The sequence below is a fragment of the Hydrogenophaga luteola genome (assembly GCF_042648585.1).
Taxonomy (GTDB): domain Bacteria; phylum Pseudomonadota; class Gammaproteobacteria; order Burkholderiales; family Burkholderiaceae_C; genus Hydrogenophaga; species Hydrogenophaga luteola.
In genome coordinates this window covers 723,362-745,772 of sequence record NZ_JBHRXX010000007.1, presented here as the reverse complement: position 1 = coordinate 745,772, position 22,411 = coordinate 723,362, and the positions used below count along the sequence as shown (strand labels likewise).

Sequence of the window (22,411 nt, the reverse complement as noted above, 5' to 3'; positions counted from 1 at the left end):
CCTGCGCCGTTCAGCTGCGCGCGCAGCCCACGCGCTCGACGCTGATCGCCCCCATCACCGACACGCCGCGACCGGCGTTGTCGCCGAACACCGAGGTGCCCGAGGTGGCCGAAGAGATATGGGCGTCGCAATGCAGCTTAATGCGCAGCCCGCCGCCCACGTTGACCGCCGCGCGCAGGCAGTACCAGCCGTTGGGGTTGAGCAGCTCCATCTCGCTCTCGCCCAGCACGTTCACGCCCGGTTGCACGACGACCAGCACGGGAAAGTCGGTGACCTCGCGGTCGGCCACCGAAGAGCCGCGCCCCAGCACCCGCACCGCACCCGACACAGTGCGCAGCGGTGGCGTGTCGGTGAAGGGGTGCTGGCTGCCCCAGGCCCGCATACAGGCCTGAGCAGCGCTCTGCACCGTGTCCGCCTCCTGCGCGTGGACCGAAGTGGCCGACACCCATGCCGACAGGGCCAGCACACAGGCTGCAACAGGCGAGGTCAGGAAACGCTGCTTCATGGCTGGGACACTCCTTGGATGCTTCAGATCATCGCGCCATTGATCGAAATCACCTGTCCCGAGATGTATCCCGCCTGGTCCGAGGCGAGAAAGGCCACCAGGTGCGCCACTTCGGCGGGCTGGCCCACGCGCTGCATCGGCACCATGCGCTTGACGGCGTCGGCGTCGAACGCGCCTTCGATCATGCCGGTGGCGATCAGGCCGGGCGCCACCACGTTGACCGTTACGCCGCGACTGGCCAGCTCCAGCGCCAGCGATTTGCTCGCCGCGTGCAGCGCGCCCTTGGCCGCCGCGTAGTTGACCTGCCCGCGGTTGCCGGCCACCGCCGCCACCGAGGACACGCTGACGATGCGGCCCCAGCGGGTGCGCATCATGGGCATGGTCAGTGGCTGGGTAACGTTGAAGAAGCCATTGAGGGAGACGTCGATCACGCGATCCCACTGCTCGCCGGTCATGCCGGGGAACACGGCGTCGTCGTGGATGCCGGCGTTGTTGACCAGGATCTGGACCGGCGCCACCTCGACCAGCGCTTCCAGCGCCGCCGCGGTGGCGGCGCGGTCGGTGATGTCGAAGGCGACGGCTTCGGCGTTGCCACCAGAAGCCTTGATCTTCTCCACCAGCGCCTGGGCCTTCTCCAGACCGCGGTTGGCGTGCACGATGACCTGGTGGCCATCGGCCGCGAGGCGTTCGCAGATCGCGGCGCCGATGCCGCCGCTGCCACCGGTGACGAGGGCGCGGCGGCGCTTGGTTTCTGTGTTCATAGGGACTGGGCGTCGAGCACCACGGAGGCGCGGCCTTCAAGCAGGCAGCGCTCGCCGCAGTGGAGGGTGAACTGGTAGAGGATCAGGCGCGCGTCGCCCGAGAGGCGCTCGGCCGTGACGGTAAGCGGGCCGCCCACGTCGTCGAGCCGGTCGGTGTGCAGACTCAGGCCGCGCACGCTGGTGAGGTAACCCTGTGTGGGTGCCGCGTCGCTCTGCGCCAGCAGCGCGCCGTGCACCGCCATCGCCTGCGCCGCGTACTCGACGCCGGTGGCGGCGCCCAGGCGGCCCGCGTTGCGCAGCGGATTGGCCGGGTCGGAGTGACTGACAGCCTCGCAAACGATGCGCTGCTCGCTCCATTCGACCACGCGCTCCAGCAGGCACATGTGGCCCTGGTGCGGCACATGGGCCTCGATCCAGGCGTGATCCAGCGGCGCGTTCAGCATGGCTGCCAACCCACCCGCAGCTGCATGGGCGCAAGGTAATCGATCACGAGGTCACCGCCCTGCCCCGCCGCCACTCGGCGCAACAGCGGCAGCGCACGCATCGCAGGGATCGAGGTGCGCAGTGCCTCCAGCGAGGCGCTCTGCATCGGCTCGGCGGCCTCGGTGGTCGGCGCCACGGTGAGCGCGCCCAGTGCGCCCTCGGTCTCTGGCGACAGCAGCAGCGCCACCGCGCCGCAGTCGGGCGTGTCGCGCTTGGCGTGCAGCGGCGCGGGGTACTCGCTGTCGTAGGCGATCAGCAGCACCGGCTGACCATCCACCGCCACCTGGGCCAGCGCATCGAGCAGACCGGCGCCGAAGCTGGCGTCGTAGGCGCCGATCACCTGGCACGGCGCCATGGCGCGGGTCGCGATGCCCCAGTAGCCGGCGGCCGCGTTGTGCACTGAGTTGTGGAAGCGCGTGGGCGAGATCTGGCGGTCCTCGCCCGCCAGCTGCTCACACAGCGCATGGCAGTTGTGGCCGTCGGCACCGGAAGCGACAAACACCGTCGCGAGCGTGGATGCGTCGGCCCCGGCCTGCTTTACCGCCTCCAGTCCCACACCCAGCGAGAGCTTGATGACGCGGCTGGCGCGGCGCCGCTCGGCCGGCGGCAGCAGCTCGGGCGCCGGCAGCACGGTGGGCGCGGGCGTGTGGGGCTGTTCGCCGCGCAGCACGGCGGCGGCGGTGGACCAGTCGGGCAGCCCGGGGGCGATCAGGCCGATGCCGGTGACATAGGCGGTCAAGGGTGTGCTCATGCCGCGACTCCCAGCACCAGGCTGCAGTTGCTGCCGCCGAAACCGAACGAGTTGCTCAACGCATGGCGCAGCGGCCGGTCCTCGCCGTGCAACTGGTAGCGGATCGGGATGGACGGGTCGAGCGCGCCGGTGCCTGGGCTGCCGGGCATCCGCCCATCGGTGAGTGCCATCGCGCAGATGAGCGCTTCGATCGCGCCGGCCGCGCCCAGGGTGTGGCCGGTCGCGCCCTTGGTGGAGTTGCCCGGCACGGTGTCGCCGAACAGCGCCGCCACGGCCTTGCCTTCGGCCGCGTCGTTGGCGGGCGTGGCGGTGCCGTGCAGGTTGATGTAATCGACGTCGCCGGGCGCGAGGCCGGCCGATCGCAACGCCGCTTCCATCGCCAGCCGTGCGCCCAGACCCTCGGGATGCGGCGAGGACATGTGGTACGCGTCGCTGGACTCGCCCACACCGAACAGCATCACCGTGCCCGGTGCAGGCGCTGCCGAGCGCTCCAGCAGCGCGAAGGCCGCGCCCTCGCCGATGGAGATGCCGTCGCGCGAAGCGTCGTAGGGGCGGCAGGGGTTCTTGGAGGTCAGCTGCAGCGAGGCAAAGCCGTAGAGCGTGGTCAGGCACAGCGTGTCGACGCCGCCGACGATGGCCGCATCGATCGTGCCCAGCGCGAGCTGGCGCGCGGCGGCAGCAAACACCTTGGCGCTGGACGAGCAGGCGGTGGAGATCGCCATCGCCATGCCGGTGAGACCGAAGTGGTCACGCGTGAACTCGGCCAGCGAAAACGCGTTGTGCGTGGTGCGGTAGTGGAAGTCCCCGGGTAGCGCGCCAGTGGCCGGGTCGCGGCGGCGGTAGGCCAGCTCGGTCTGCAGGATGCCGGCGGTGCTGGTGCCCAGGAACACGCCCACGCGGTCGGCTCCGTACCGCGCAGTGGCCTCGCGCACGCGGTCGCCGAAGCCGTCGGTCTCCAGGCCCATCAGGGTCAGGCGGTTGTTGCGGCAGTCGTAACGCGCCAGTGCCTCGGGCAGGCGCTGGTCGTCGACGCCGGCGACCTCGCCGATCCAGGTGTCGAGCCGCACTGTCTCAAAGGTGCATGGCGCCAGCGCCGAGCGTTCGGCGCGCAGGGCCTCGCGGGTGGCGTCGATCCCGCGGCCGAGGCAGGTGGTGAGGGTGTATGTGGAAAGCGCGAGCGGGGTCATGGGGCGCAGTGTAGGAAAACCGCCGTCAGCCGTGCTTGCGGCAGACCAGCATCACATTGGCAAAGGGTTTACCTTCGCTCATCGGCGCCGACTGCACAGCGAAGCCGATACCTGTCAGCAGCGCGGTCCAGTCCTCCAGGGAGCGGCAGTAGAGCTGCGGCAGCCGGTGGCCGCGGGCGAAGGTGACCACGTGGTCGACCCAGTTGGAGATGTGAAACGGCAGGCCGGCGCTGGCGTCGCCGATGCGGGTCAGGAACAGGCCGCCTTCGGGCAGCGCGGCGTGGATGCGCCGCAGCACGCGGTTCTGGTTCTCGTGGTCGAAATAGTGCAGCGCGTCGAGGATGGTGACCACGTCGGCCTGGCCGAAGTCGACCAGGTTCATGTCGCCCTGCTCCACCCGCACCACGGGATGGTCGCGCCCGAAGGTGTCGGCCGCCCGGTCGACGTCGTTCTGCATCAGCTCGACGCCCCGCATGCTGCGGAAGCGGGGCGGCGCCGGCCAGTCGGCGTGCCACTGGCCCTGTTCGTAGAGCCTGCGGGCCGCCAGCAGCCACGCAAAGAGGCTGCCCTGCCCGCAGCCCAGGTCCAGCAGGCGGCCACCGGCGGGCAGCAGCCCGCGCCGCAGCATCTCGCGAAAGATCGGGTCGGTGCCCAGCTTGCCGCGCGCGTAGTGGTGGGCGAACGGCCCACCCGAGCGGAAGCCCTTGGTGGCCTCATCCAGCAGCAGAGGAAAGAAGGTCTGGCTCATTGCAGGGATTGTTGCAGGGTCACCGGCAGCAGCCGCTGTGCCCTCAGGGTCTGCAGGAGAACCGGCAGGGTCGAGAGGATGACGGGCAGGCCATCGGGCGTGAGCGCGGCGTGGCCGTCGTGCATCAGCAGGATGTCGCCGGCGCCCAGGCCGCGGGTCAGCCGCGCCAGCACCCGCTCCGGCCGGCCGTCGCGCGTGTCGTAGGGGCGCCGTGTCCAGGCCGCCAGCCGCAGGTCCAGCGCCGCGAGCACCGGGTCCAGAAACGGGTTGCGCAGCCCGGCGGTGGGCCGGAAGAACAGCGGTGCCTGGCCGGTGATGTCGGCCAGTGTGGCCTGGGCGGCAGCGATGTCGGCGCGCATGCGGCCGGGACCGAACAGCGAGAACGCGTTGGAGTGCGAATCGCCATGGTTCTCCACGCGGTGGCCGCGTGCCACGATCTCGCGGCACAGCGCCGGGTGCACCCGGGCCCGCCAGCCGATGCAGAAGAAGCTGGCCTTGGCTCCCGTGGCATCCAGCAAGTCCAGCACCTGCGGCGTGACCTTCGGGTCGGGTCCGTCGTCGATGGTCAGCGCGACCTCGCCACGCGCCTGGGCGGCGGCGGGCAGCCGGGTGAGGTTGGGACCGAGCAGGGTGGTGCGCGGCAACAGGCCGGCGGTGGTGATCACCGCGTGGTTGGCCGCCACGGCGCCCAGCACCCAGGGCCAGGACGAGGGGTCGACCACCGCCCCGGCCACCGCGCCGGCATGCAGCGCGGCCGAGGCCTTGAGAAAGGGGGAAGGCGACCAGGATCTGCTCATGCGAGGGGACCGAAATGCCCGGCGTCCAGAAAGCGTTGCCACAGTGGCAGCCAGGCAGACCAGTCGTGGTCACCGGGCAGCACCTCGCAGCGCGGCAGCGGCAGGTGTTGTGCCAGCAGCGACATGCCGTCGGCAAACCGGTCCCGGTCGCCATAGCCCATGAACATCGGCACGGCCGGCGGGGGCGACTGCAGCCAGTGCCACAGGCGCACGTCCGGGTCGCTCATCTGGTCGTCGGTCGCCACCCAGCGCGCCAGGCCACCGGCGCGCACGATGGCATTGGTCGTGATTCGCCCGCCCGAATAGGGCGCGAGCAGGCACAGGCCGTCGACCTTGCCCACCTGCCCCGCCCAGCAGGACAGCGCCAGCTGTCCGCCGCGGGAGATGCCTCCCAGCCACACGCGCCGGTAGCGGCTGCGCGCCGGGGCCAGCCATTCGTCTTCGAGCCGCCGCAGCGCGATGCGGTTGTCCGCCCCTTCGGCGTGCAGGTCGGGCGCCACCAGGTCCAGCGCCAGGCGGCGCTTCGCCAGCTCGTTGAACAGACCGGCCTGCACCATGTGCTGCGGCGTCATCAGCGCCCCGGGCAACATCAGCAGCAGGCTGTCGGCGCCCTGCAGCAGGCGCTCGGTCGGGTTCACGGCGCGGCCCCGCTCGGCGCGTGAGCAGGCTTCGGGTACACCAGCACGGCCGACAGCACCAGCGCCAGCAGCGCACCCGGGCCCACGGTGATGCCCACCGCCTGCAGCACCGGCACGCTGGAACTGGCGAGCGTGCCGAAACCGATCACGGTGGTCAGCACCGCCACCCCCATCGACAGCAGGGTGGCGGGGTCGAGCGGTTGCCCGTCACCCGGATGATCGAGGAACAGCGCGTAGTTGGAGCCAACCGCAAAGATCAGCAGCAGGCCCACCAGGTGCAGCAGGTGCAGCCGCACACCGGCCAGGTTCAGCATCACCATCACCAGCCCCACGGTGAGCGCCAGCGTGAACATCACCCGCGCCAGCCGGGTCACCGAGCGCAGTGACACCAGGAGCAGCAGCGCGATCGCCAGTACGCCCAGCAGTGAGAGCTCGACCGCCTCCTCGACATAGGTGGCGTACAGCCCCTCAAACTCGGTCTTGAGGTCGACGAACAAGGCGCCACTGCCAGCCAGCGCCTGCTCCACCGGCTGGACCGGAATCGCGGCGTCAGGAACGCCGGGCGCCGGGCGCAGCGGCAGCATCACCGTCCAGTGCCCGTCCTTGCCGTGGATCAGCAGGGAGTCCACCGCGAGGGCCAGGGCACTGCCGTCCAGGTCGGCACGGGTCATTGGCCCGGCGGCGCGCGCCGCTTCCGCGTCGCCGATGAAGGGTTCGAGCCGCGCCGCGGACAGCGGGGCATCCACCAGCGCCCGCTGCAGGCGCTCGCGCAGCACCTCGGCCGACGGCAGGCTGGACAGTCGCTGCTGCTGCAGCTGTGCGCTGGGCAGGAATCGGGCGGGCGAGTCGTAACCGCCGATGACGCCCTGCTCCACCAGCACGTCCAGCCGTTGGCCGGCCTTCTCGGCCGCCTGCAGGGCCGCTTCCTGGCTGTCGGCGCTGACCGTCACCAGGTAGCGCGCATCGGGCGCCGCCAGGTCCGCGCGCATGCGCGCGTCGGCATTCGCCTCTTCGGCTGTCACCGAGGACAGTGCGGACAGGTTGGCGCTCCAGAGCGTGTCGCGCTGCACCCAGAGGTAGGCCGCCACGGCCACCGCCAGACCCACCATCGCCCAGCGCAGGCGATGCGCCTGCGCCAGCAGCGCCATCCAGCGACGCACCCAGACCTCGTGGGCCGGCACGCGCAGGCCAGGCCCGGTCAGCGAAGGCAGCACGAAGCGCGTGACCAGTGCCGCGGTGACCACGCCCGACAGCGCGTACAGCCCCAACTGGGCCAGGCCCGGAAAACCGGAAAACAGCAGAGCCCCGAAGCCGATGGCCGTGGTCATCACGCCGAGCCGGATGGTCGGCCAGAACACCCGGCGCCACTGGTCCACGCCCTGGTGGCCGGCCTGCACGAAGTAGTAGATGGCGTAGTCCACCGCCTCGCCGATCAGCGCCGAACCGAAGCCCACCGTGACCCCGAACACCGTGCCGTGCACCAGGCTGACCATCGCGATGCCGGCCAGCGTGCCGCTGAGCACCGGGATCAGACCCAGCGCCAGCAGCTTGAACGAGCGGTAGACCCAGAACAGCACCAGCCAGATCGCGATCGAGCTCATCAGCGAGAGGCGTTTGGCCTCGCTCTTGATGGTTTCGCGCGCCTGTACCGCGAACTGGCCCGGGCCGGACAGGACCATCGTCAGCGCAGTGTGGCCGGTCGACGCGCGCGCCTGCTCGAAGGCGGTATGCACCTTGTCGATGGCCAGCGCCTGGCCGTCGGTGTCCGAGCCCAGCACCCGCGTCTGCAGCAGCAGCATGGCGCGCTCGCCGTCGCGCGAGGCCCAGACGCCCGCGCGCATCTGGGGCTGTGCGCCGGGGTTGAGCTGCCCCAGGATGGACAGCACCTCGCCGGTCGGGTCGCGCGCCAGGTAGGGCTTGAGCAGCATGCCCGCGGGTGAGGACAGCAGGTCGATGGTGTCGGTCACCGCGGATCGCAGGCCTTCTTCGGTGAAACGCTCGGGCGCGACGGACGGGCTGAGGGCGTAGCGGTGCGCCAGCAGGCGGTCGCGCTCGCCCTCCAGACCGCCGGCCTCACCGTTCTGGACCGAGAGAAAGTCCGGGTCGGCCGCCAGGGCCTGGCGCAACGCCCGCGACACCTCCGCCCTCTGCTTCTCGTCGCCACCCTCGACCGCCACCATCAGCAGGCGCGAGACCGAGCCATCCTGCAACTGCTCCACCAGGGCACGCTGCTCGGCACTGGGGCTGGACGGCAGGAAGAACGACATGTCGGCCGTGAACCGGCTGTTCCAGACCACGGCCACACCGGCCAGCATCAGCGCCAGCCAGACCAGGAAGACTCGGACCGCCGCGGACTTCACGGGGCCTCGATCGGGTCGATGCTGATTTCCGATCGGTCGCCGTCGGCCTGCAGATACTCGATGTGCCGCACCTGGTTCTTGCTGCCGCTGACCGTGATGCGCTTGAGCAGTGCCAGGATGGTCTCGTCCCTGGGCACGAGGGTCAGCACCCAGCGCTGGCTCTCACCTTCCAGCGCGAGCGCGTAGTCCTGCTCCAGCGCCTTGCGGTTGCCCGCGAGGGTGCTGCGGATGCTCTCGACAAAGGCCTGCGCCTCCGGGCGGTTGGCCAGGTGGATGGTGAACTTGCGCTTGTCGCGCTCCAGGCTCAGCGTGTCCTTGTCCAGCACCATGGTTTCGGGTTTGGGCAGCAGGGTGCGCTTCTCCAGCCGGTCCGGCGGGCTGAACACCATCTCGCCGCTGGCCCGCACCGGCTTGTCCAGCAGCGCCACGTGGCGCGTCTCTACAAAACGTGCGCGGCCGCCCTTTTGTGTCGCCAGATCGCTCATCAGCTGGTCGATGTCGAAGGCGGCCTGGGCACTGGTCCAGAGGCCAAGACCCAGCAGGGCCAGCACAAAACGTCGGATCATTTTTTCTGCCAGAAATCGAAGAAGTTGAACCAGTTGTAGGGGGCCTTGCGGCACAGATCGGCCAGGCTGTCGGCGTAGCGCTGCACGGCTTCGCGGATCGCGGCGTCGCGGCCACTGCGCTCGACCTTGGAGAAGTCGGCCAGTTCCACGAAATGCAGTTCGTAGCGGTTGCCACCCAGATAGAGGCCGGCCATCAGGAACACCGGCCGGCGGAGCATCGCCGCCATGCGCCAGGGCCCCAGCGGGAATGCGGCAGGGGACCCCAGGAACTCCACCTCGTGCGTGGCGTCATCGCCCAGCGAACGGTCGGCCAGCATGCCCACCAGATAGCCCTGGTCAAGCTTGTCGCGCGCCTCCAGCATCGACTCCATCTGCCCCAGGGAAATGATATCTTGCATCGCCCGGGGGTTGATCGCGGCCAGCGTGGCGTTGATCTTGCGGGCGTTTGCCTCGTACATCATCATCGCGACCTTGAGCCCCTCCTTGCCCCGCCCCATGGCGCGCAGCACCTCGAAGCTGCCCAGGTGGGCCCCAACCAGCAATGCCCCGGGCTGGCTGCGCACCGACTCGATCAGCGCCTCGCCACCATGGACCTGGATGTCGAACACGTCGAAACGGTCGTTGAGCAGGTAGATGCGGTCATGGATGGTGCTGGCGAAGCTGAAGACGTGCCGGAAGCCGTCGCGCCAGAGCGCCCAGCGGCCCAGCACCCGGCGCAGGTAGGCCCGGCTGGCACGGCGCGCGGCCGGCGCGAACAGCACGAAGTACGCCGCCACGCCATGCAACACGATGCGGCCCATGCCCCGGCCGAAGGTCAGCGAAATCCAGACCATCAGGCGCAGGATCGCCAGGTTGCTGCGCTCCTGGCGCCGCATCCACTCGGGCTGGGCGCTGTCCGTGGGGTCGGGAAGGCTCATGGCGCAGGTGGCAACAGACCGCCGGACGCCACCTCGCGGTCGCCACAGTGCACCGAAAACACCACGCCGCCCCGCACACCGTCTCGCAGCGAGAAGAACAGCTCATCGTCCGGACCACAGGGGCTGAGGAACTTCACCTGCGTGACCTGCCAGCCCTCCGACGAACCACCCCGCAGCTGCTGGGCCATCTGCACCACGCGGTCGAGCAACACCACCCCCGGCACGATGGGATGGCCGGGGAAATGCCCCGCGAACGCCGGGTGGTCGGCGGGCACGCGCCAAGTCTGCTCAATCAGGGTCATGGTGGTTCCCGGGACCCACATGCTCGCGGTACAGCGCCTGCAGCGTCGAGCGCATGAGCTTGCCGGTGCTGTTGCGCGGCAGGGCATCGACGAACACCAGCGGGCGCGGCAGGAAGACCCGGTCGATGCGCTGGCGCAGCGCCGCCTGCAAGGTCCTCGCCGGCACACCGGGCGCGACAACAAAGGCGGTGAGCCGGGTGATGCCGTCGGCGGACTGATCGGCCTCATCGGGCAGGAAGAAGGCCCCCTCCTGCACCCCATCGGTGGCGCACAGCTGGTGGTTGAGGTAGGCCAACGAGCTGCGCTTGCCCGCGATGTTGACCAGGTCGGCGTGGCGCCCGTGCAAGAGGAAGCGCCCCCCGTCTTGCAGCTCGATGATGTCCGACAGCGGCACCACACCTTCGACATGGCCGTCGCAGGCGCTGGTGGTGTCCGCGTCCTGCACCAGCCGCACCCCAGGCAGCAGCTGCCAGGCGGCGCCGTCGGTGGTGCGGCGGGTGGCCAGCTGCCCCGTCTCGGTCGATCCGTAGATCTCGTGCACCGGGGCGCCGCTGTGGGATTCGACACGGGCCGCCAGTTCCGTACCCAGCGGCGCGGTCGCCGACAGGCAGATGTCCAGCACCGGCCATTCCAGACCGGAGGCCAGCAGGGTGCCCAGGTGGTAGGGGGTGGTCACCAGCATGCGCGGCTGCGGCACGGCAGCCAGCGCGTCGACCACGTCCTGCGGAAAGAACGGCTTGCCGCTCCAGAAGCTGCACCCACCGTGCAGCGCCAGCAGGAAGGTCGACTCGAAGCCATAGCTGTGCTGCACCGGCACCGTGCCGACCAGCACGTGCGGCGTGCGGTCCAGCCCGAGCGCCACCGCTTCAGCGAGGCCGTTCTGCACCAGGCGACCCCAGGTCTTGGCGTGCGGCTGCGGCAGACCGGTGGACCCGGAGGTGAACAGGATGGCGACCACACGGCCCTCGTGGATGTCAGGGACGCGGTCCACAGGCGCCCGGGTCAAGGCCGCGAGATCTGGAAATGGGAAGCTGGGCAGCCCCGCCACGTCAAACGGCCCGTCGACCACGGCAAAACAGCCAGGATGTTCCTGCGCCAGGCGCTGCAGCGTCTCGGCCGAATGGGATGAGGGCTGCAGGCTGACCTTGTCCGTCAGCAGGCAGGCCGCGAACAGCACCGCAAAGTGGTAACGGTCTTCGCAGAGGTTGAGCACCCCGGTGCCAGCCGGCAGCAGGGCAGCCACCGCCTGGGCATCGGCAAGGAACTCGCGCACCAGGACCGGACCGGAAGGACGCCAGGCCAGGACATCGTCCAGCCCGTGACCGGTGATCGGCTTCACTTGGTGCGCTGGCTCGCGATGTGTTCCGAGAGGGAGCGCAGCGAGGCGAAGATCTTGACGTTGTTCTCGTTGTCCGACTTGAGCTGGAAGCCGTACTGCTTGGAAATGACCAGCGAGATCTCCAGCATGTCGATGGAGTCCAGCCCCAGGCCTTCGCCGTAGAGCGGATCGTCGGGCTGGATGTCTTCGGGCTTCACGTCGAGGTTGAGCGCCTCGACGATCAAGGCGGCGACCTCGGCCATGAGGTCGTTCAGGGGAGTTTGTGGGGCTTGGGACATGGTCGGTCTCGGTGAATCAGGGTGCGGCGCGGAACGCCAGCACGGCGTTGCTGCCGCCGAAGGCAAAGGAGTTGGACAGCGCGGCCCTGAGCGGCACGCCTTCGCGCCCTTCGAACACGTGGTCCACCCCTTCGCAGGCTGGATCCAGCCGCCCCTGGAGGTGGGCCGTCGGGGGAATCGCTCCTTCGCGCAGCGCCAGCACGGTGGCCAGGGCCTCAATGGCGCCAGCAGCGCCCATCAGGTGGCCGTGCATGGACTTGGTGGCACTGACCGCCAGGCGCGGGGCCCGGTCGCCGAACACCTGGCGCAGGGCCGTGATTTCAACCGGATCGCCCTCGACCGTCGCGGTGCCATGGGCGTTGACATAACCGACCTCTTCCACCCCGAGCCCGCCGTCGGCCAGCGCCGCGCGCAGGGCCCGCGCCTGGCCATCGGCCTCTGGGCGCACCAGGTGGCTGCGGTCGCAGCTGGAGCCGTAACCGACGATCTCGGCGTGGATGCGGGCGCCCCGGGCCACCGCATGGTCCCAGTCCTCCAGCACCATGGCGACGCCGCCCTCGCCCAGCACCAGACCGGCGCGGTCGGCCGAGAAAGGCCGGCAGGCCTGGAAGGCGGTTTCTTCGGTGCCCGGCGCCACCAGGCGCATGGCCTCCCAGGCCTTGGCCACGCCGTAGGCCTGGGTGGCATCGGAACCACCGGTAATGGCCACGGACGCCTCGCCGTCGCGCACGCGGCGGAAGGCCTCGCCGATCGCCACGGTGGAGGACGCACAGGCGGCCGTGTGACTTGTGCTGACACCGCCCAGACCGAGCTGGATCGACAGGTGGGCGTTGACGGCGTTGTTCATGCCCATGACCACCGACAGGGGCGACAGGCGCTCGCGCCCGTTCTGCCACAGATCGCGGTAGCCCTTCTCGAAGGCCAGGATGCCGCCGAGGGCGGTGCCCCAGATGCAGGCCCAGTTCTCGCGTTCGGCCGGATCGGCGGCCTGGCGCTCCAGACCGGCATCCCGCCAGGCGTCGAAGGCGGAGGCCACGCCGAGGTGGGCAAACCGTTCCATCATGCCGGCCAGGGGCTTGCCCAGGGCGGCGCCCGCATCGAAGTCGCTGCAGGTGACAAAGGGCATGTTCAGAGGACGGGGCTTGTCCTCGGTCCGCAGCAGGCGCACGGCCGAACGGCCTGCGAGCAGGTGGGCGAAGAAGGCATCGACGCCGTCTCCGTACGGGCTGACCATGCCAAGGCCCGTGATGGCGACTCGGCGGCGGGTCATGGTCGGCCGGTCTTGGCAGCCTGCAGCGAATCGATCAGGGTCACCATGTCGCCCACCGTCTTGGGGGGCGGCACATTGGAATCGATCGAGATGCCCAGGCGGTCCTCCGCCTCGAACATCAATTCGGCCAGCATCAGCGAGTCCACACCGATGTCCGCCAGGCGCGCCTCATGGACGACCAGTTGCGGATCGGCACCCAGTCGCTCGTGAAGGAATTGACGGATCAGTTCGGTCGATTGCATGACATACATTTCATGGCTGGCCAGTGGCCTGACACCGGCGCCGGACGCAGACCCCGAAGGAGCCGCAGGGCCAGCACGAAGCCCGGCGCAGACCGCCGAACGTCTCATTTTTGGAAGCTTTCGATTGTACAGCCCGCACTTCCGGGGACCCGGTCCCCTCGCCCTGACATGATCCCCTCGATGGAGACCCTGCCACCGGCCGCCGAGGGCTGGTGGTCACGGGTATGGCAACGCATCTGCTTTCAGACCTGGCTCAAGGCCATCGGCACCAGCGCCTTCATGTTCCTGTTCTTCCGCGCCTACTTCGCGCTGCTGGAGAACCCGCAGGCGAATCCGACGGTCATGCCTGAAATCTGGCTGGACCACTGGGTGCAGTTCACGCCCTCGGCCTTTCCGGTCTACCTCTCGTTGTGGGTCTATGTGTCGCTCGCACCGGCCCTGATCGGCAACCTGAGGGCGCTGGTCTGGTTTGGTGTCTGGGTGGGGGCGCTGTGCCTGAGCGGTCTGGCCATCTTCTGGCTCTGGCCGACGCAGACGCCAGTGTTCAACGTCGACTGGGCGCAGTACCCGGGTCTGGCGCTGATCAAGGGTGTGGACGCCGCCGGCAATGCCTGTCCGTCGCTGCATGTGGCGTCGGCAGTGTTCAGCGCGTGCTGGTTGCACCGCATCCTGAGCCAGCTCCGGACGCCGGTCTGGGTGCTGTGGCTGTCCGCCCTGCATTGCGTGGCCATCGCCTGGTCGACTATGGCCACCCTGCAGCATGTGGCACTGGACGTGCTGGGCGGCGCCGTGCTGGGGCTGCTGTTTTCAGCCGCGTCCCTGGCCCACATCCGGGACACGACCCCACGCCCCCTCAGTCCCTGAGGACCTTGAGCACTTCGGAGTGGAACTCGCGGCTGTAAAGAATGGCCACCACCGCCCCGGTGCCCAGCACCATCGCCAATGGCGAGATGAACCAGGCCAGCGCCGCGAACGAGAAGTAGTAGGCGCGCAGGCCGTCGTTGAATGTTTCGGCGGCCGCACCGACCATCGCCGCAGCCCGGTCGGCGTACTCCAGGGCGTCGAACTTGCCGGACTTGAAGTCGGACGGCGGCGGCATGGCCCCGATCACCAGCGCGACGAACGTGTACTGCCGCATGCACCAGGAAAAGCGGAAGAAGGCGTAAACAAAGATGCTCACCAGCACGAGGATCTTGAACTCGAAGACGATCAGCGGGGTCGCCTGGGCGAAGGGGATCTCGCTCATCAGCTCGGTCGCCTTGTCGGTGGTGCCCAGCAGGGCAAACAGGCCACCGATGACCAGGATGGACGTGGACGAGAAGAACGCCGGCGTGTTGGACAGCGTCTGGGTGATCAGGCCGTCGAGCATGCGCGGGTCGCGCATCGCCGCCTGCTTCATCCAGTAGCCCCGGTAGCGGTTGGTGGTGATCAGCAGCGAGGACCGGCGCTGCCCGAGCACCTTGGCGAACCAGGCGTAGCCCACCCACAGAGCAAAAAAGCAGACCAGCGCCAGCCAGTCTGCCCAGGGGAGGATGGAGAAGATCTTCATGGCAGGGATGGTAAGCGCCATCCCGGCCAAAGACACGGGCACCGGCCCGGCATCAGCCCTTGAATTTCGCGGCCACGGACGCCACCCGCTCACCGAACAGACGGGCGGTTTCGAGATCGCCCGGCAGCATGTCGCCTGCGCCGGCATCGGACGGCGACTGGGCGATGGCACCGCTGTAGCTGACCAGGTAGTTCACATCGTTGCGCTGCGCGCCTTTGGTGTTGCTGGGCATCAGGCCCTGGCTGACCCAGATCATCCCGTGCTGCATGGCCAGGGTGAAGAGCGTGTTGAGTGTCTGCAGCTTGTCGCCGTTCATGCCGGCGCTGTTGGTGAAGCCTGCGGCCACCTTGTCTTTCCATTTCTGGGCAAACCAGGGCTTGCTGGAGGCGTCGGCGAACTTCTTGAACTGCCAGCTCACCGAGCCCATGTAGGTCGGCGAGCCGAAGATGATGGCGTCGGCCGCCTCCAGCGTCTCCCAACCGCCCTCGGGCAGGTTGCCGTCGGCGTCAATCGCCAGCAGCTCTGCGTCAGCGCCCTGGGCCACCGACTGCGCCATGCGCTGGGTGTGACCGTAACCCGAGTGATAAACCACAACAACTTTTGCCATTGGTGACTCCTGAGTCAATGCGCCGGGGCGCGGGATGGAGAGAAAGAGACGAAGGCCGCCAAGCCCCCGCTCACTGGGACAGTTCGAACACCAGCACCTCGGCGTTCTCCCCGTGTTCGAGCACGATGCGATCCTCCTGCGCCAGCAGCGCGGCGTCGCCACCCTGAAGGCGCTGGCCGTTGACATCGAGCGCGCCGCGGACCAGGTGCACATAGGCCTTGCGCGCGGGGTCGATGGCCAGCTCGGCGCGCTGCTCACCGTCGAACAGTCCGGCGTGCAGCGAGGCGTCGGCATGGATGGTGACCGAACCCTGCGCACCATCGGGCGAGGCCACCAGGCGCAGCCGGCCGGTCTTCTCCGCCGGGTCGAAGGCCTTTTGCTCGTAGCCGGGCTCAATGCCGCGCTTGGACGGTTCGATCCAGATCTGCAGGAAATGCGTCACGCTGTTCGGCGCGTGGTTGAACTCGCTGTGCATCACGCCGGTGCCGGCGCTCATGCGCTGCACCTCACCCGGCGGGATGCCCTTGACGTTGCCCATGCTGTCCTTGTGGGCCAGGTTGCCCTGCAGCACGTAGCTGATGATTTCCATGTCGCGGTGACCATGCGTGCCGAAACCGGTGCCCGGGGCGATGCGGTCTTCGTTGATCACGCGCAGGTTGCCCCAGCCCATCCAGGCCGGGTCGTGGTAGCCCGCGAACGAAAAGGAGTGGTGGCTCTTGAGCCAGCCGTGGTCGGCATAACCACGGTCCTGGGAGCGGCGGATCTTCATCATTTGGGTCTCCTGCTTGCGCCGGCAGACGGCCGGCATGGAAGTCATTGTGGGCACTGCACCCGCCCTGCGGGACTCAGGCAATTGATGGCACCATTCAATCCAATTGAATGAAAATGCCTCCATAACCACTTTTAAGATGGTGATTTCATGGCCTCCACCGCCCCCCGCTCTGCCCTCTCTCCGGAAAACCTGGGCCTGCTTGAAGCGGTCGCGCGGCTGGGCAGCATGGCCGCAGCGGCCCGCGAGCTGGGCATGGTGCCCAGCGCCCTGACCTACCGGGTGCGGCAGATCGAAGACGCGCTGGACGTGCTGCTGTTCGACCGCAGCGCGCGCCGCGCTCAGCTCACCCCCGCCGGTGCCGAACTGCTGCGCTCGGGCCAGTACCTGCTGGACGAGCTCGATGCGGTGGCCCAGCGGGTCAAACGTGTGGCCACCGGTTGGGAACCCCAGCTCACCATCGCCGCCGACGCCATCATTTCGCACGCCACACAGTTCGAACTGTGCGAGGCCTTCTACGCCACCGGTGCGCCCACGCGGTTGAAGCTGCGAGCCGAAACGCTCTCGGGCACCACGGAGGCCCTGCAAAGCGGCCAGGCCGATCTGGCGCTGGGGGTGTTCGCCGACATCTCGCTGCCCGAGATCCAGACCGCCCCGCTGGGGTCGCTGCGGTTCGTGTACGCCGTGGCGCCGCACCACCCGCTGGCCGCCGTGGAGCACCCGCTGTGCGACGACGACCTGCGCCACCACCGCGCGGTGGCCGTGGCCGACAGCTCCGTTCGCGGCTCGGGCCAGACCTACAACCTGCTGCCTGGCCAAGAGGTGCTCACGGTGCCCACCATGCGGCACAAGCTGGAGGCGCAGCTGCGCGGCATGGGCGGCGGTTTCCTGCCCCAGCCGCTCGCACAGCCCTACATCACCGCCGGGCTGCTGGTGGTCAAGACCATGGCGCAACGTCCCAACCACACGCTCCGCCTGGCCTACGCCTGGCGCCGCCCGCGCTCCGCTGCCGACACCGGCCAGGCCCTGCGCTGGTGGCTCGACCAGTTGCAGCACCCGACCACCCGCACCGCCCTACTGGAAAACCACCACGTTGGTTGAGGCGCCGCAAGCCTGCAACCGCATTTGCACTGCTACAGTGCTCTCATCCCAACCCCAAGCGCCACACCATGAACAACAAGAAGGCTCCCAGCACACGCAAAACCTCTGCTAAAGCTCCCAAGGTGACCGAGCCGCTGCACTTTGCGGTGATCGGGGCGGGTATGGCTGGCGTGGCCTGCGCGCGAACACTGCTGCAGGCGGGCCACCGCGTCTCGGTGTTCGAAAAGAGCCGCGGCTTTGGCGGCCGCATGTCAACCCGCCGCACCGAGTTCGGCGGCTTCGACCATGGCGCGCAGTACTTCACCGTGCGGGACAGCCGCTTTGCCCGGGTGCTGCTGACCGCGCAGGCCCAGGTGCGCCCTTGGAGCGTGAGCACGGTGCGCGTGCTCGACGCCTTCGGCCATGTGCTGGCCAGCGCCCCGCCGCCCACCGAACCCCACTTCGTCGCCGTGCCGGGCATGAGCGGCCTGGTGAACCACTGGGCCCAGCCACTGGCCCAACCCGAGCTGCACGGGCACCTCCCGGCCCGCACCTTCACCGGCACCCGCGTGCACCACATCGAACGCGATGCGCTGCACCCCGAGCAGTGGCAGCTGCGGGCCGAAGACGCCGATGGTGGCCAGATGGTGATCGGCGGCTTCGACCGCGTGCTGCTGGCCGTGCCGCACATGCAGGCGCACGACCTGCTGCAGTCCTCCGGTCTGGCCCCCGACCTGCGCCGGTCACTCACCGAGGTGCAGGTGGCGCCCTGCTGGACGCTGATGGTGGCCTTCCCCAACGCGATGCAGCCGGGCCTGGCACACCTGGGGCCGCAGTGGAACGCCGCGCGCAGCACCCACCACCGCATCAGCTGGCTGGCGCGCGAGAACAGCAAGCCCGGGCGCGAGCGCATCGAGCGCTGGACCGTCCAGGCCAGCCCAGCCTGGTCCTACAAGCATCTGGAAGACGATGCCGAGCGCGTCAAGGCCAAGCTGCTCAAGGGCTTCGCCGAGATCACGGGCATCCGCGCCGCGCCACCCCATGCGGTCGTGCACCGCTGGCGCTACGCGCAGACGCAGACCCCGCTGGGTCGCTCCCACCTGTTCGATCCGGCACTGGGTATCGGCCTGTGCGGCGACTGGTGCCTGGGTCACCGGGTCGAGGACGCTTTCGTGTCCGGGCTCGAACTGGCGCTGGCCGTGGTGTAGCCCCCCGCGCCGCTTCGCGTCTTCCCTCTGGGGGATCCCGCCAGCGGCCCGGCGAAGCCGGTTCCGCGGCGGGTGCTCTATGGGTCACGCGCTCCGGAGAAACGCATTGGCAGCCACTTCCTACAGGGGCAGGTTTGCTCCTTCACCCACCGGCCCGCTGCACGCGGGCTCCTTGGTCGCAGCGCTGGCCAGCTGGCTCGATGCGCGGGCGCACGACGGCACATGGCTGGTGCGCATCGAAGACGTGGACACGCCCCGCTGTGTGCCCGGGGCCGACCAGCGCATCCTTGAACAACTGGCCACCTGCGGCCTGGTGCCCGACGAGCCCGTGTGCTGGCAGTCCACGCGCGGCACTCACTACCAGGCGGCGCTGGACCGGTTGATCGCGCAGGGTGATGCCTACCCCTGTGCCTGCTCCCGTAAGGACATCGAAGCAGCCCTGCTCGCCGCCGGTCGCCACCGCGAACGCCATCACGCCGCGGTCTACCCCGGCACCTGCCGGCCCGAACGCGGCGGTTTGCATGGCCGTGAGGCCCGTGCCTGGCGGCTGAACGTCGCGTCCGGGACGCTGAAGTGGCAGGACCGCCGCCTCGGACCCCAGCAGCAGGACGTGGCGGCTGAAGTGGGCGACTTCGTGCTGCTCCGAGCCGATGGCCTCTGGGCCTACCAATTGGCGGTTGTGGTCGACGACGCCGCACAGGGCATCACCCACGTGGTGCGCGGTGAAGACCTGGCCGACAACACCCCGCGCCAGATCCTCCTGCAGCAGGCCCTTGGCCTGCCCACACCGTCGTACCTGCACACGCCCCTGGTGCGGGACACACACGGAGAAAAGCTGAGCAAGCAGAACGGGGCGCAGGCGCTGGATCTGGGCGATCCACTCGCGGCGCTTCAGACGGCGGCCGCGGTGCTGGGCCTGCCGGCAGCGGCCGGCCCGCTGCACGAGGCGCTGGCGCTCTGGGCCCGCGCCTGGCCTTGGCGCAGACCGACCGGCGGCTGACGCGGGATCAGGTCCGAACCTTGCCGTCGCCGGTCAGCATCGAAAGCTCGACAAACGACGACGCGACGTGGTCCTTCGGGCCGAGGGAGATCGAGAAGCCCTCGAACGAGGTGTCGCCAATCGCCTCCAGCCCGCTGATCAGGCCGTCGCGGCCAGGGCGGCCGCCCGCGCGCCGCAGGCCCTCGGTCACCAGCCTGGCGGCGAGGTAGCCTTCCAGACTGGAGAAGTTGGCCTGTACCTTGTTGCCGCCCTGGGCAATGGCATCGCGGAACTCGCGGGTGATGGGTTTGGCGGTACTGAACGGGTTGGGTACCACCTGCGACACCACCACGCCGGCCCCATCCTTGCCGAGCTCGTCGGCCAGGGCCTGCGTGCCCACGAAGGACACGTTGTAGAAGCTGCCGCCGAAGCCGGCCTTGCGGGCCGCACGGATGTACGCAGCGCAGGACTTGTAGGCGCTGATCTGCACCACGGCCTGCGGGTTGGCTGCGTTGATGGTGGCCACCGCCGCCGCCACGTCCACGCTGTTGCGTTCGACCGTGCCGGTCGCCACCGGCTTGAGCCCGCGGCTGGCCAGCGCCAGCACCGTACCGTCCAGCCCGGCCTTGCCATAGGCGTCGTTCTGGTGGAACACCGCGACCCGGGTCAGCCCGAGGTTGACCAGGTTCCTGACAATCAGCTCGGTCTCGTCGTTGTACGAGGCCCGCAGGTGAAATGCCAGGCGGTTGAAAGGCTGGCGCAGCGACATGGCGCCGGTGAACGGGGCGATGAAGGGCATGTCGGCCTTGGTCGCCAGCGGCAGCGCCGCCACGCTGGTGGGCGTGCCGATGTAGCCGAACAGCGCGAACACGTCCTTGTCCAGCAGCTTCTGGGTGTTCTCGGCGCAGCGGTCCGGCTCGTAGCCGTCGTCCATCTGCTCGATCTCGATCCGGGCCCTGCCCGAGCCCTGGGCGTTGTACTGGTCGAAGAACAGCTTGGCACCCGCATGGAACTGGATGCCCAGCTGGGCGGCCGCGCCGGTGAAAGCGGCCGACTGGCCCAGCACGATGCGGTTGGACGATTGCGCCCGCAGCGCAGGCACCGCGAGGGCGGCGGCACCGGCGATGCCGCTGGCAAAAGCGCGGCGGGTCAGGCCGCGACGGATGGACGTGGAGTGGTGTGTCATGAATTTCCAACGAAGATGCCGCGAATGCTACCCATGCCCCACACCTTGTGAAGCAACTTTCGCACGCTCGATGGGACCGCCTATCGCGTGCAGCAGCCAGGCACATGCTTTTTCAGTACAGCCCCGCACCTACAATCACGGGCCCCGGGCGATCCAAGGCCTGCGGTAGCCCCACATGTCCGACGATTCCACCTCCCACACCCCCGATGCCGCCCAGCCGGGCAACCCGTCCAAGCCCTTCATGCGCGTGGTCAAGAGCTACGTGCTGCGCACAGGCCGTGTGGGCCCGGGACAGCAGCGCGCCTACGAGCAGTTCGGCCCGCGCTTCCTGCTCAGCTACGACGCCTCCAGCCCGCTGGACACGGTGGCGGCGTTCGGTCGTTCCGCACCGCTGATCATGGAAATCGGTTTCGGCATGGGCGGCGCCACGGCGCAGATCGCCCAGGTGCGACCGGGCGACAACTTCCTGTGCTGCGAGGTGCACGAGCCCGGCGTGGGCGCCCTGCTCAAGCTCTGCGGCGAACAGGGCATCGAGAACATCCGCATCTTCCGCCACGACGCGGTCGAGGTGCTGGACCACATGCTGCCCGAGCAGAGCCTGGACGGCGTGCACATCTTCTTCCCCGACCCCTGGCACAAGAGCCGCCACCACAAGCGCCGCCTGATCCAGGGGCCATTCGTGAACCGGCTAGCACGCCACCTCAGGCCCGGCGGCTACCTGCACCTGGCCACCGACTGGCAGCCCTACGCCGAGCAGATGCTGGCGGTGCTCAGTGCCGAACCGCTGCTGCAGAACACCGCGGCAGCGGGCAGCGACGGCTACGTGCCCAAGCCCGACTACCGCCCGCTGACCAAGTTCGAAAACCGCGGCCTCAAGCTCGGCCACGGCGTCTGGGACCTGGTGTTCCGGCGGGCCTGAGCCGACCCGGCGCGACACCTCCCGCCCCGTCGCCGTATCCGGCCAGGGCAACAGCCGCGAGGTCCAGAAACGCCTGTGCAACCCCGCCGGGTGCGCGCCCGTCTCCTACCAGCAACTGCACCCGCCGCTGCTCGAATGCAGGCGCCGCCACCGTCAGGGCCACGAGCGAGCCGCGTTCGAGCGCGTGCATGACGCTCATGCGACTGCCCAGCATCACCAGCCCGCCCTGCTCCACCAACGATATCAACGACGGCAGGTTGCCGGTGCAGGCCACCTCGTAGCGCGTGCCCGCCAGCGCGCAAGCACCGTCGAGCACCTGGCGCACCGTGCTGCTGCCTTCGGGCAGTGCCAGCGGCTGCGCCACCAAGTCGGCCACCGACAGCGTCGAACGACCAGCCAGCGGGTGGCCGGCGGCGCACACCGCCACGATGGGCGACGGCGCGCTCGCCACCACGCGCAGGCCCTCCACCGGCCGGGTCGCGAAGCGCAGGCCCACCTCCACCTCACCACGCTGCAGCCACTGGTCCACCTGCTGCGCATCGCCCACGCGCAGGAACAGCCGCGCACCCGGCCACTGGTCGCGAAAGCGCCCCATGAGCTGCGGCATGAAGGCGGTGGTGAAGCCCTCGGTACAGGCCAGGTGCAGGCGCTGCGCGGCCGCCGGCCCCAGGCCCAGCACCTGGCGCTGCACTTCTTCCGATTCGCGCTGCACCGCCGTCAGCCAAGCCAGCAGGCGCTCGCCCGCCTCGTTCGGCGCCATGCCCCGCGCCTGCCGCAGGAACAGCGCACAGCCCATGGCCGCCTCCATCAAGGCCACCTGCCGGCTCACCGCCGAAGGCGCCACATGCAGCGCCTGGCTGGCGTCGGTGATGGAACGAGCCTCGGCCACCGCAAGGAAATGGCGCGCCATGGTGGAGAGAAACGGACTGCTCATGAAGGTGTCAACGCGCTGCGTTGCTTTTGGGTGAAA

General features: G+C 69.2%; 26 protein-coding genes. 5 read left to right on the top strand and 21 right to left on the bottom strand.

The window, feature by feature from the left end:
• Positions 1 to 10 precede the first annotated feature (10 nt).
• From ACFOPI_RS18330 to ACFOPI_RS18255, 16 genes are read right to left on the bottom strand one after another with little or no spacing between them, the layout of a single operon-like run.
• On the bottom strand, positions 11 to 505 hold the full coding sequence (locus ACFOPI_RS18330) for a hypothetical protein (RefSeq protein WP_382176989.1): 495 nt from the start codon (positions 503 to 505) through the stop codon (positions 11 to 13).
• Positions 506 to 528: 23 nt separating this feature from the next.
• Complete coding sequence (fabG, locus tag ACFOPI_RS18325; protein WP_382176986.1) at positions 529 to 1,266, bottom strand: 3-oxoacyl-ACP reductase FabG; 738 nt, start codon at positions 1,264 to 1,266, stop codon at positions 529 to 531.
• The gene (locus tag ACFOPI_RS18320) at positions 1,263 to 1,709 is read right to left on the bottom strand and encodes a 3-hydroxylacyl-ACP dehydratase (RefSeq protein ID WP_382176984.1); all 447 of its coding nucleotides are present in this window, start codon (positions 1,707 to 1,709) and stop codon (positions 1,263 to 1,265) included. The genes fabG and ACFOPI_RS18320 overlap by 4 nt, the downstream gene beginning before the upstream one ends.
• Positions 1,703 to 2,500, bottom strand: coding sequence for a beta-ketoacyl synthase chain length factor (locus ACFOPI_RS18315; protein WP_382176981.1), 798 nt, complete (start codon positions 2,498 to 2,500; stop codon positions 1,703 to 1,705). Before ACFOPI_RS18315 ends, ACFOPI_RS18320 begins: the two co-directional genes overlap by 7 nt.
• Positions 2,497 to 3,687, bottom strand: coding sequence for a beta-ketoacyl-[acyl-carrier-protein] synthase family protein (locus ACFOPI_RS18310; RefSeq protein ID WP_382176978.1), 1,191 nt, complete (start codon positions 3,685 to 3,687; stop codon positions 2,497 to 2,499). Before ACFOPI_RS18310 ends, ACFOPI_RS18315 begins: the two co-directional genes overlap by 4 nt.
• 25 nt (positions 3,688 to 3,712) lie before the next feature.
• Positions 3,713 to 4,435, bottom strand: a complete 723-nt coding sequence (locus ACFOPI_RS18305) for an SAM-dependent methyltransferase (RefSeq protein WP_382176975.1) — start codon at positions 4,433 to 4,435, stop codon at positions 3,713 to 3,715.
• A complete protein-coding gene (locus ACFOPI_RS18300; RefSeq protein ID WP_382176972.1) occupies positions 4,432 to 5,232 on the bottom strand; it encodes a polysaccharide deacetylase family protein in 801 nt (266 codons plus the stop codon). The genes ACFOPI_RS18305 and ACFOPI_RS18300 overlap by 4 nt, the downstream gene beginning before the upstream one ends.
• The gene (locus tag ACFOPI_RS18295; RefSeq protein ID WP_382176970.1) at positions 5,229 to 5,870 is read right to left on the bottom strand and encodes a hypothetical protein; all 642 of its coding nucleotides are present in this window, start codon (positions 5,868 to 5,870) and stop codon (positions 5,229 to 5,231) included. Before ACFOPI_RS18295 ends, ACFOPI_RS18300 begins: the two co-directional genes overlap by 4 nt.
• The gene (locus ACFOPI_RS18290; protein ID WP_382176967.1) at positions 5,867 to 8,230 is read right to left on the bottom strand and encodes an MMPL family transporter; all 2,364 of its coding nucleotides are present in this window, start codon (positions 8,228 to 8,230) and stop codon (positions 5,867 to 5,869) included. Before ACFOPI_RS18290 ends, ACFOPI_RS18295 begins: the two co-directional genes overlap by 4 nt.
• The gene (locus ACFOPI_RS18285) at positions 8,227 to 8,796 is read right to left on the bottom strand and encodes an outer membrane lipoprotein carrier protein LolA (RefSeq protein ID WP_382176964.1); all 570 of its coding nucleotides are present in this window, start codon (positions 8,794 to 8,796) and stop codon (positions 8,227 to 8,229) included. Before ACFOPI_RS18285 ends, ACFOPI_RS18290 begins: the two co-directional genes overlap by 4 nt.
• Positions 8,793 to 9,713 (bottom strand): LpxL/LpxP family acyltransferase, encoded by a 921-nt coding sequence (locus ACFOPI_RS18280; protein ID WP_382176961.1) that lies wholly within the window; start codon positions 9,711 to 9,713, stop codon positions 8,793 to 8,795. Before ACFOPI_RS18280 ends, ACFOPI_RS18285 begins: the two co-directional genes overlap by 4 nt.
• Positions 9,710 to 10,015 (bottom strand): 3-hydroxyacyl-ACP dehydratase FabZ family protein, encoded by a 306-nt coding sequence (locus ACFOPI_RS18275; protein ID WP_382176959.1) that lies wholly within the window; start codon positions 10,013 to 10,015, stop codon positions 9,710 to 9,712. The genes ACFOPI_RS18280 and ACFOPI_RS18275 overlap by 4 nt, the downstream gene beginning before the upstream one ends.
• A complete protein-coding gene (locus tag ACFOPI_RS18270; RefSeq protein WP_382176956.1) occupies positions 10,002 to 11,354 on the bottom strand; it encodes an AMP-binding protein in 1,353 nt (450 codons plus the stop codon). Before ACFOPI_RS18270 ends, ACFOPI_RS18275 begins: the two co-directional genes overlap by 14 nt.
• Positions 11,351 to 11,632, bottom strand: coding sequence for a phosphopantetheine-binding protein (locus tag ACFOPI_RS18265; protein ID WP_382176953.1), 282 nt, complete (start codon positions 11,630 to 11,632; stop codon positions 11,351 to 11,353). Before ACFOPI_RS18265 ends, ACFOPI_RS18270 begins: the two co-directional genes overlap by 4 nt.
• A gap of 16 nt (positions 11,633 to 11,648) precedes the next feature.
• Positions 11,649 to 12,902, bottom strand: coding sequence for a beta-ketoacyl-[acyl-carrier-protein] synthase family protein (locus tag ACFOPI_RS18260; RefSeq protein ID WP_382176951.1), 1,254 nt, complete (start codon positions 12,900 to 12,902; stop codon positions 11,649 to 11,651).
• Positions 12,899 to 13,144 (bottom strand): phosphopantetheine-binding protein, encoded by a 246-nt coding sequence (locus ACFOPI_RS18255; RefSeq protein WP_066158342.1) that lies wholly within the window; start codon positions 13,142 to 13,144, stop codon positions 12,899 to 12,901. The genes ACFOPI_RS18260 and ACFOPI_RS18255 overlap by 4 nt, the downstream gene beginning before the upstream one ends.
• 168 nt (positions 13,145 to 13,312) lie before the next feature.
• Here ACFOPI_RS18255 and ACFOPI_RS18250 point away from each other — a divergent pair, with 168 nt between their 5' ends.
• Positions 13,313 to 14,008 (top strand): phosphatase PAP2 family protein, encoded by a 696-nt coding sequence (locus ACFOPI_RS18250; protein ID WP_382176948.1) that lies wholly within the window; start codon positions 13,313 to 13,315, stop codon positions 14,006 to 14,008.
• Here ACFOPI_RS18250 and ACFOPI_RS18245 read toward each other — a convergent pair.
• From ACFOPI_RS18245 to ACFOPI_RS18235, 3 genes are all read right to left on the bottom strand, one after another.
• Positions 13,998 to 14,693: a DUF599 domain-containing protein gene (locus ACFOPI_RS18245; protein ID WP_382176945.1), complete on the bottom strand. Its 696-nt coding sequence runs from the start codon at positions 14,691 to 14,693 to the stop codon at positions 13,998 to 14,000. The genes ACFOPI_RS18250 and ACFOPI_RS18245 overlap by 11 nt on opposite strands.
• Before the next feature lie 52 nt (positions 14,694 to 14,745).
• The gene (locus ACFOPI_RS18240; RefSeq protein ID WP_382176942.1) at positions 14,746 to 15,300 is read right to left on the bottom strand and encodes a flavodoxin family protein; all 555 of its coding nucleotides are present in this window, start codon (positions 15,298 to 15,300) and stop codon (positions 14,746 to 14,748) included.
• Positions 15,301 to 15,370: 70 nt separating this feature from the next.
• Complete coding sequence (locus ACFOPI_RS18235) at positions 15,371 to 16,072, bottom strand: pirin family protein (protein WP_382176939.1); 702 nt, start codon at positions 16,070 to 16,072, stop codon at positions 15,371 to 15,373.
• Between the two features lie 147 nt (positions 16,073 to 16,219).
• Here ACFOPI_RS18235 and ACFOPI_RS18230 point away from each other — a divergent pair, with 147 nt between their 5' ends.
• The 3 genes from ACFOPI_RS18230 to gluQRS all read left to right on the top strand — a co-directional run bounded on the left by ACFOPI_RS18230 (position 16,220) and on the right by gluQRS (position 19,357).
• Positions 16,220 to 17,170, top strand: a complete 951-nt coding sequence (locus tag ACFOPI_RS18230; RefSeq protein ID WP_382176936.1) for a LysR family transcriptional regulator — start codon at positions 16,220 to 16,222, stop codon at positions 17,168 to 17,170.
• 68 nt (positions 17,171 to 17,238) lie between these two features.
• Positions 17,239 to 18,357 (top strand): NAD(P)/FAD-dependent oxidoreductase, encoded by a 1,119-nt coding sequence (locus tag ACFOPI_RS18225; protein WP_382176934.1) that lies wholly within the window; start codon positions 17,239 to 17,241, stop codon positions 18,355 to 18,357.
• Positions 18,358 to 18,436: 79 nt separating this feature from the next.
• Entirely contained in the window at positions 18,437 to 19,357 is a 921-nt protein-coding gene (gluQRS, locus tag ACFOPI_RS18220) for a tRNA glutamyl-Q(34) synthetase GluQRS (protein WP_382176931.1), read from the top strand.
• A 7-nt stretch (positions 19,358 to 19,364) separates the two neighbouring features.
• Here the strand turns inward: gluQRS and ACFOPI_RS18215 are convergent, their stop codons facing one another.
• The gene (locus ACFOPI_RS18215; RefSeq protein WP_382176928.1) at positions 19,365 to 20,522 is read right to left on the bottom strand and encodes an ABC transporter substrate-binding protein; all 1,158 of its coding nucleotides are present in this window, start codon (positions 20,520 to 20,522) and stop codon (positions 19,365 to 19,367) included.
• A 175-nt stretch (positions 20,523 to 20,697) separates the two neighbouring features.
• Between ACFOPI_RS18215 and trmB the strand changes: the two genes are divergently transcribed.
• Positions 20,698 to 21,441 (top strand): tRNA (guanosine(46)-N7)-methyltransferase TrmB, encoded by a 744-nt coding sequence (trmB, locus tag ACFOPI_RS18210; protein ID WP_382176925.1) that lies wholly within the window; start codon positions 20,698 to 20,700, stop codon positions 21,439 to 21,441.
• On the opposite strand, the gene ACFOPI_RS18205 is transcribed toward trmB, so the two are convergent.
• Complete coding sequence (locus ACFOPI_RS18205; RefSeq protein WP_382176922.1) at positions 21,395 to 22,375, bottom strand: LysR family transcriptional regulator; 981 nt, start codon at positions 22,373 to 22,375, stop codon at positions 21,395 to 21,397. The two genes, trmB and ACFOPI_RS18205, sit on opposite strands and share 47 nt — an antisense overlap.
• Between the last annotated feature and the right edge of the window lie 36 nt (positions 22,376 to 22,411).

Excerpts from the sequence above, each read along its gene's own strand:
- ACFOPI_RS18330 (WP_382176989.1), bottom strand. The coding sequence starts at position 505 with ATGAAGCAGCGTTTCCTGACCTCGCCTGTTGCAGCCTGTGTGCTGGCC.
- fabG (WP_382176986.1), bottom strand. The coding sequence starts at position 1,266 with ATGAACACAGAAACCAAGCGCCGCCGCGCCCTCGTCACCGGTGGCAGC.
- ACFOPI_RS18320 (WP_382176984.1), bottom strand. The coding sequence starts at position 1,709 with ATGCTGAACGCGCCGCTGGATCACGCCTGGATCGAGGCCCATGTGCCG.
- ACFOPI_RS18315 (WP_382176981.1), bottom strand. The coding sequence starts at position 2,500 with ATGAGCACACCCTTGACCGCCTATGTCACCGGCATCGGCCTGATCGCC.
- ACFOPI_RS18310 (WP_382176978.1), bottom strand. The coding sequence starts at position 3,687 with ATGACCCCGCTCGCGCTTTCCACATACACCCTCACCACCTGCCTCGGC.
- ACFOPI_RS18305 (WP_382176975.1), bottom strand. The coding sequence starts at position 4,435 with ATGAGCCAGACCTTCTTTCCTCTGCTGCTGGATGAGGCCACCAAGGGC.
- ACFOPI_RS18300 (WP_382176972.1), bottom strand. The coding sequence starts at position 5,232 with ATGAGCAGATCCTGGTCGCCTTCCCCCTTTCTCAAGGCCTCGGCCGCG.
- ACFOPI_RS18285 (WP_382176964.1), bottom strand. The coding sequence starts at position 8,796 with ATGATCCGACGTTTTGTGCTGGCCCTGCTGGGTCTTGGCCTCTGGACC.
- ACFOPI_RS18280 (WP_382176961.1), bottom strand. The coding sequence starts at position 9,713 with ATGAGCCTTCCCGACCCCACGGACAGCGCCCAGCCCGAGTGGATGCGG.
- ACFOPI_RS18275 (WP_382176959.1), bottom strand. The coding sequence starts at position 10,015 with ATGACCCTGATTGAGCAGACTTGGCGCGTGCCCGCCGACCACCCGGCG.
- ACFOPI_RS18265 (WP_382176953.1), bottom strand. The coding sequence starts at position 11,632 with ATGTCCCAAGCCCCACAAACTCCCCTGAACGACCTCATGGCCGAGGTC.
- ACFOPI_RS18260 (WP_382176951.1), bottom strand. The coding sequence starts at position 12,902 with ATGACCCGCCGCCGAGTCGCCATCACGGGCCTTGGCATGGTCAGCCCG.
- ACFOPI_RS18255 (WP_066158342.1), bottom strand. The coding sequence starts at position 13,144 with ATGCAATCGACCGAACTGATCCGTCAATTCCTTCACGAGCGACTGGGT.
- ACFOPI_RS18250 (WP_382176948.1), top strand. The coding sequence starts at position 13,313 with ATGATCCCCTCGATGGAGACCCTGCCACCGGCCGCCGAGGGCTGGTGG.
- ACFOPI_RS18245 (WP_382176945.1), bottom strand. The coding sequence starts at position 14,693 with ATGAAGATCTTCTCCATCCTCCCCTGGGCAGACTGGCTGGCGCTGGTC.
- ACFOPI_RS18240 (WP_382176942.1), bottom strand. The coding sequence starts at position 15,300 with ATGGCAAAAGTTGTTGTGGTTTATCACTCGGGTTACGGTCACACCCAG.
- ACFOPI_RS18235 (WP_382176939.1), bottom strand. The coding sequence starts at position 16,072 with ATGATGAAGATCCGCCGCTCCCAGGACCGTGGTTATGCCGACCACGGC.
- ACFOPI_RS18230 (WP_382176936.1), top strand. The coding sequence starts at position 16,220 with ATGGCCTCCACCGCCCCCCGCTCTGCCCTCTCTCCGGAAAACCTGGGC.
- ACFOPI_RS18225 (WP_382176934.1), top strand. The coding sequence starts at position 17,239 with ATGAACAACAAGAAGGCTCCCAGCACACGCAAAACCTCTGCTAAAGCT.
- gluQRS (WP_382176931.1), top strand. The coding sequence starts at position 18,437 with ATGGGTCACGCGCTCCGGAGAAACGCATTGGCAGCCACTTCCTACAGG.
- ACFOPI_RS18215 (WP_382176928.1), bottom strand. The coding sequence starts at position 20,522 with ATGACACACCACTCCACGTCCATCCGTCGCGGCCTGACCCGCCGCGCT.
- trmB (WP_382176925.1), top strand. The coding sequence starts at position 20,698 with ATGTCCGACGATTCCACCTCCCACACCCCCGATGCCGCCCAGCCGGGC.
- ACFOPI_RS18205 (WP_382176922.1), bottom strand. The coding sequence starts at position 22,375 with ATGAGCAGTCCGTTTCTCTCCACCATGGCGCGCCATTTCCTTGCGGTG.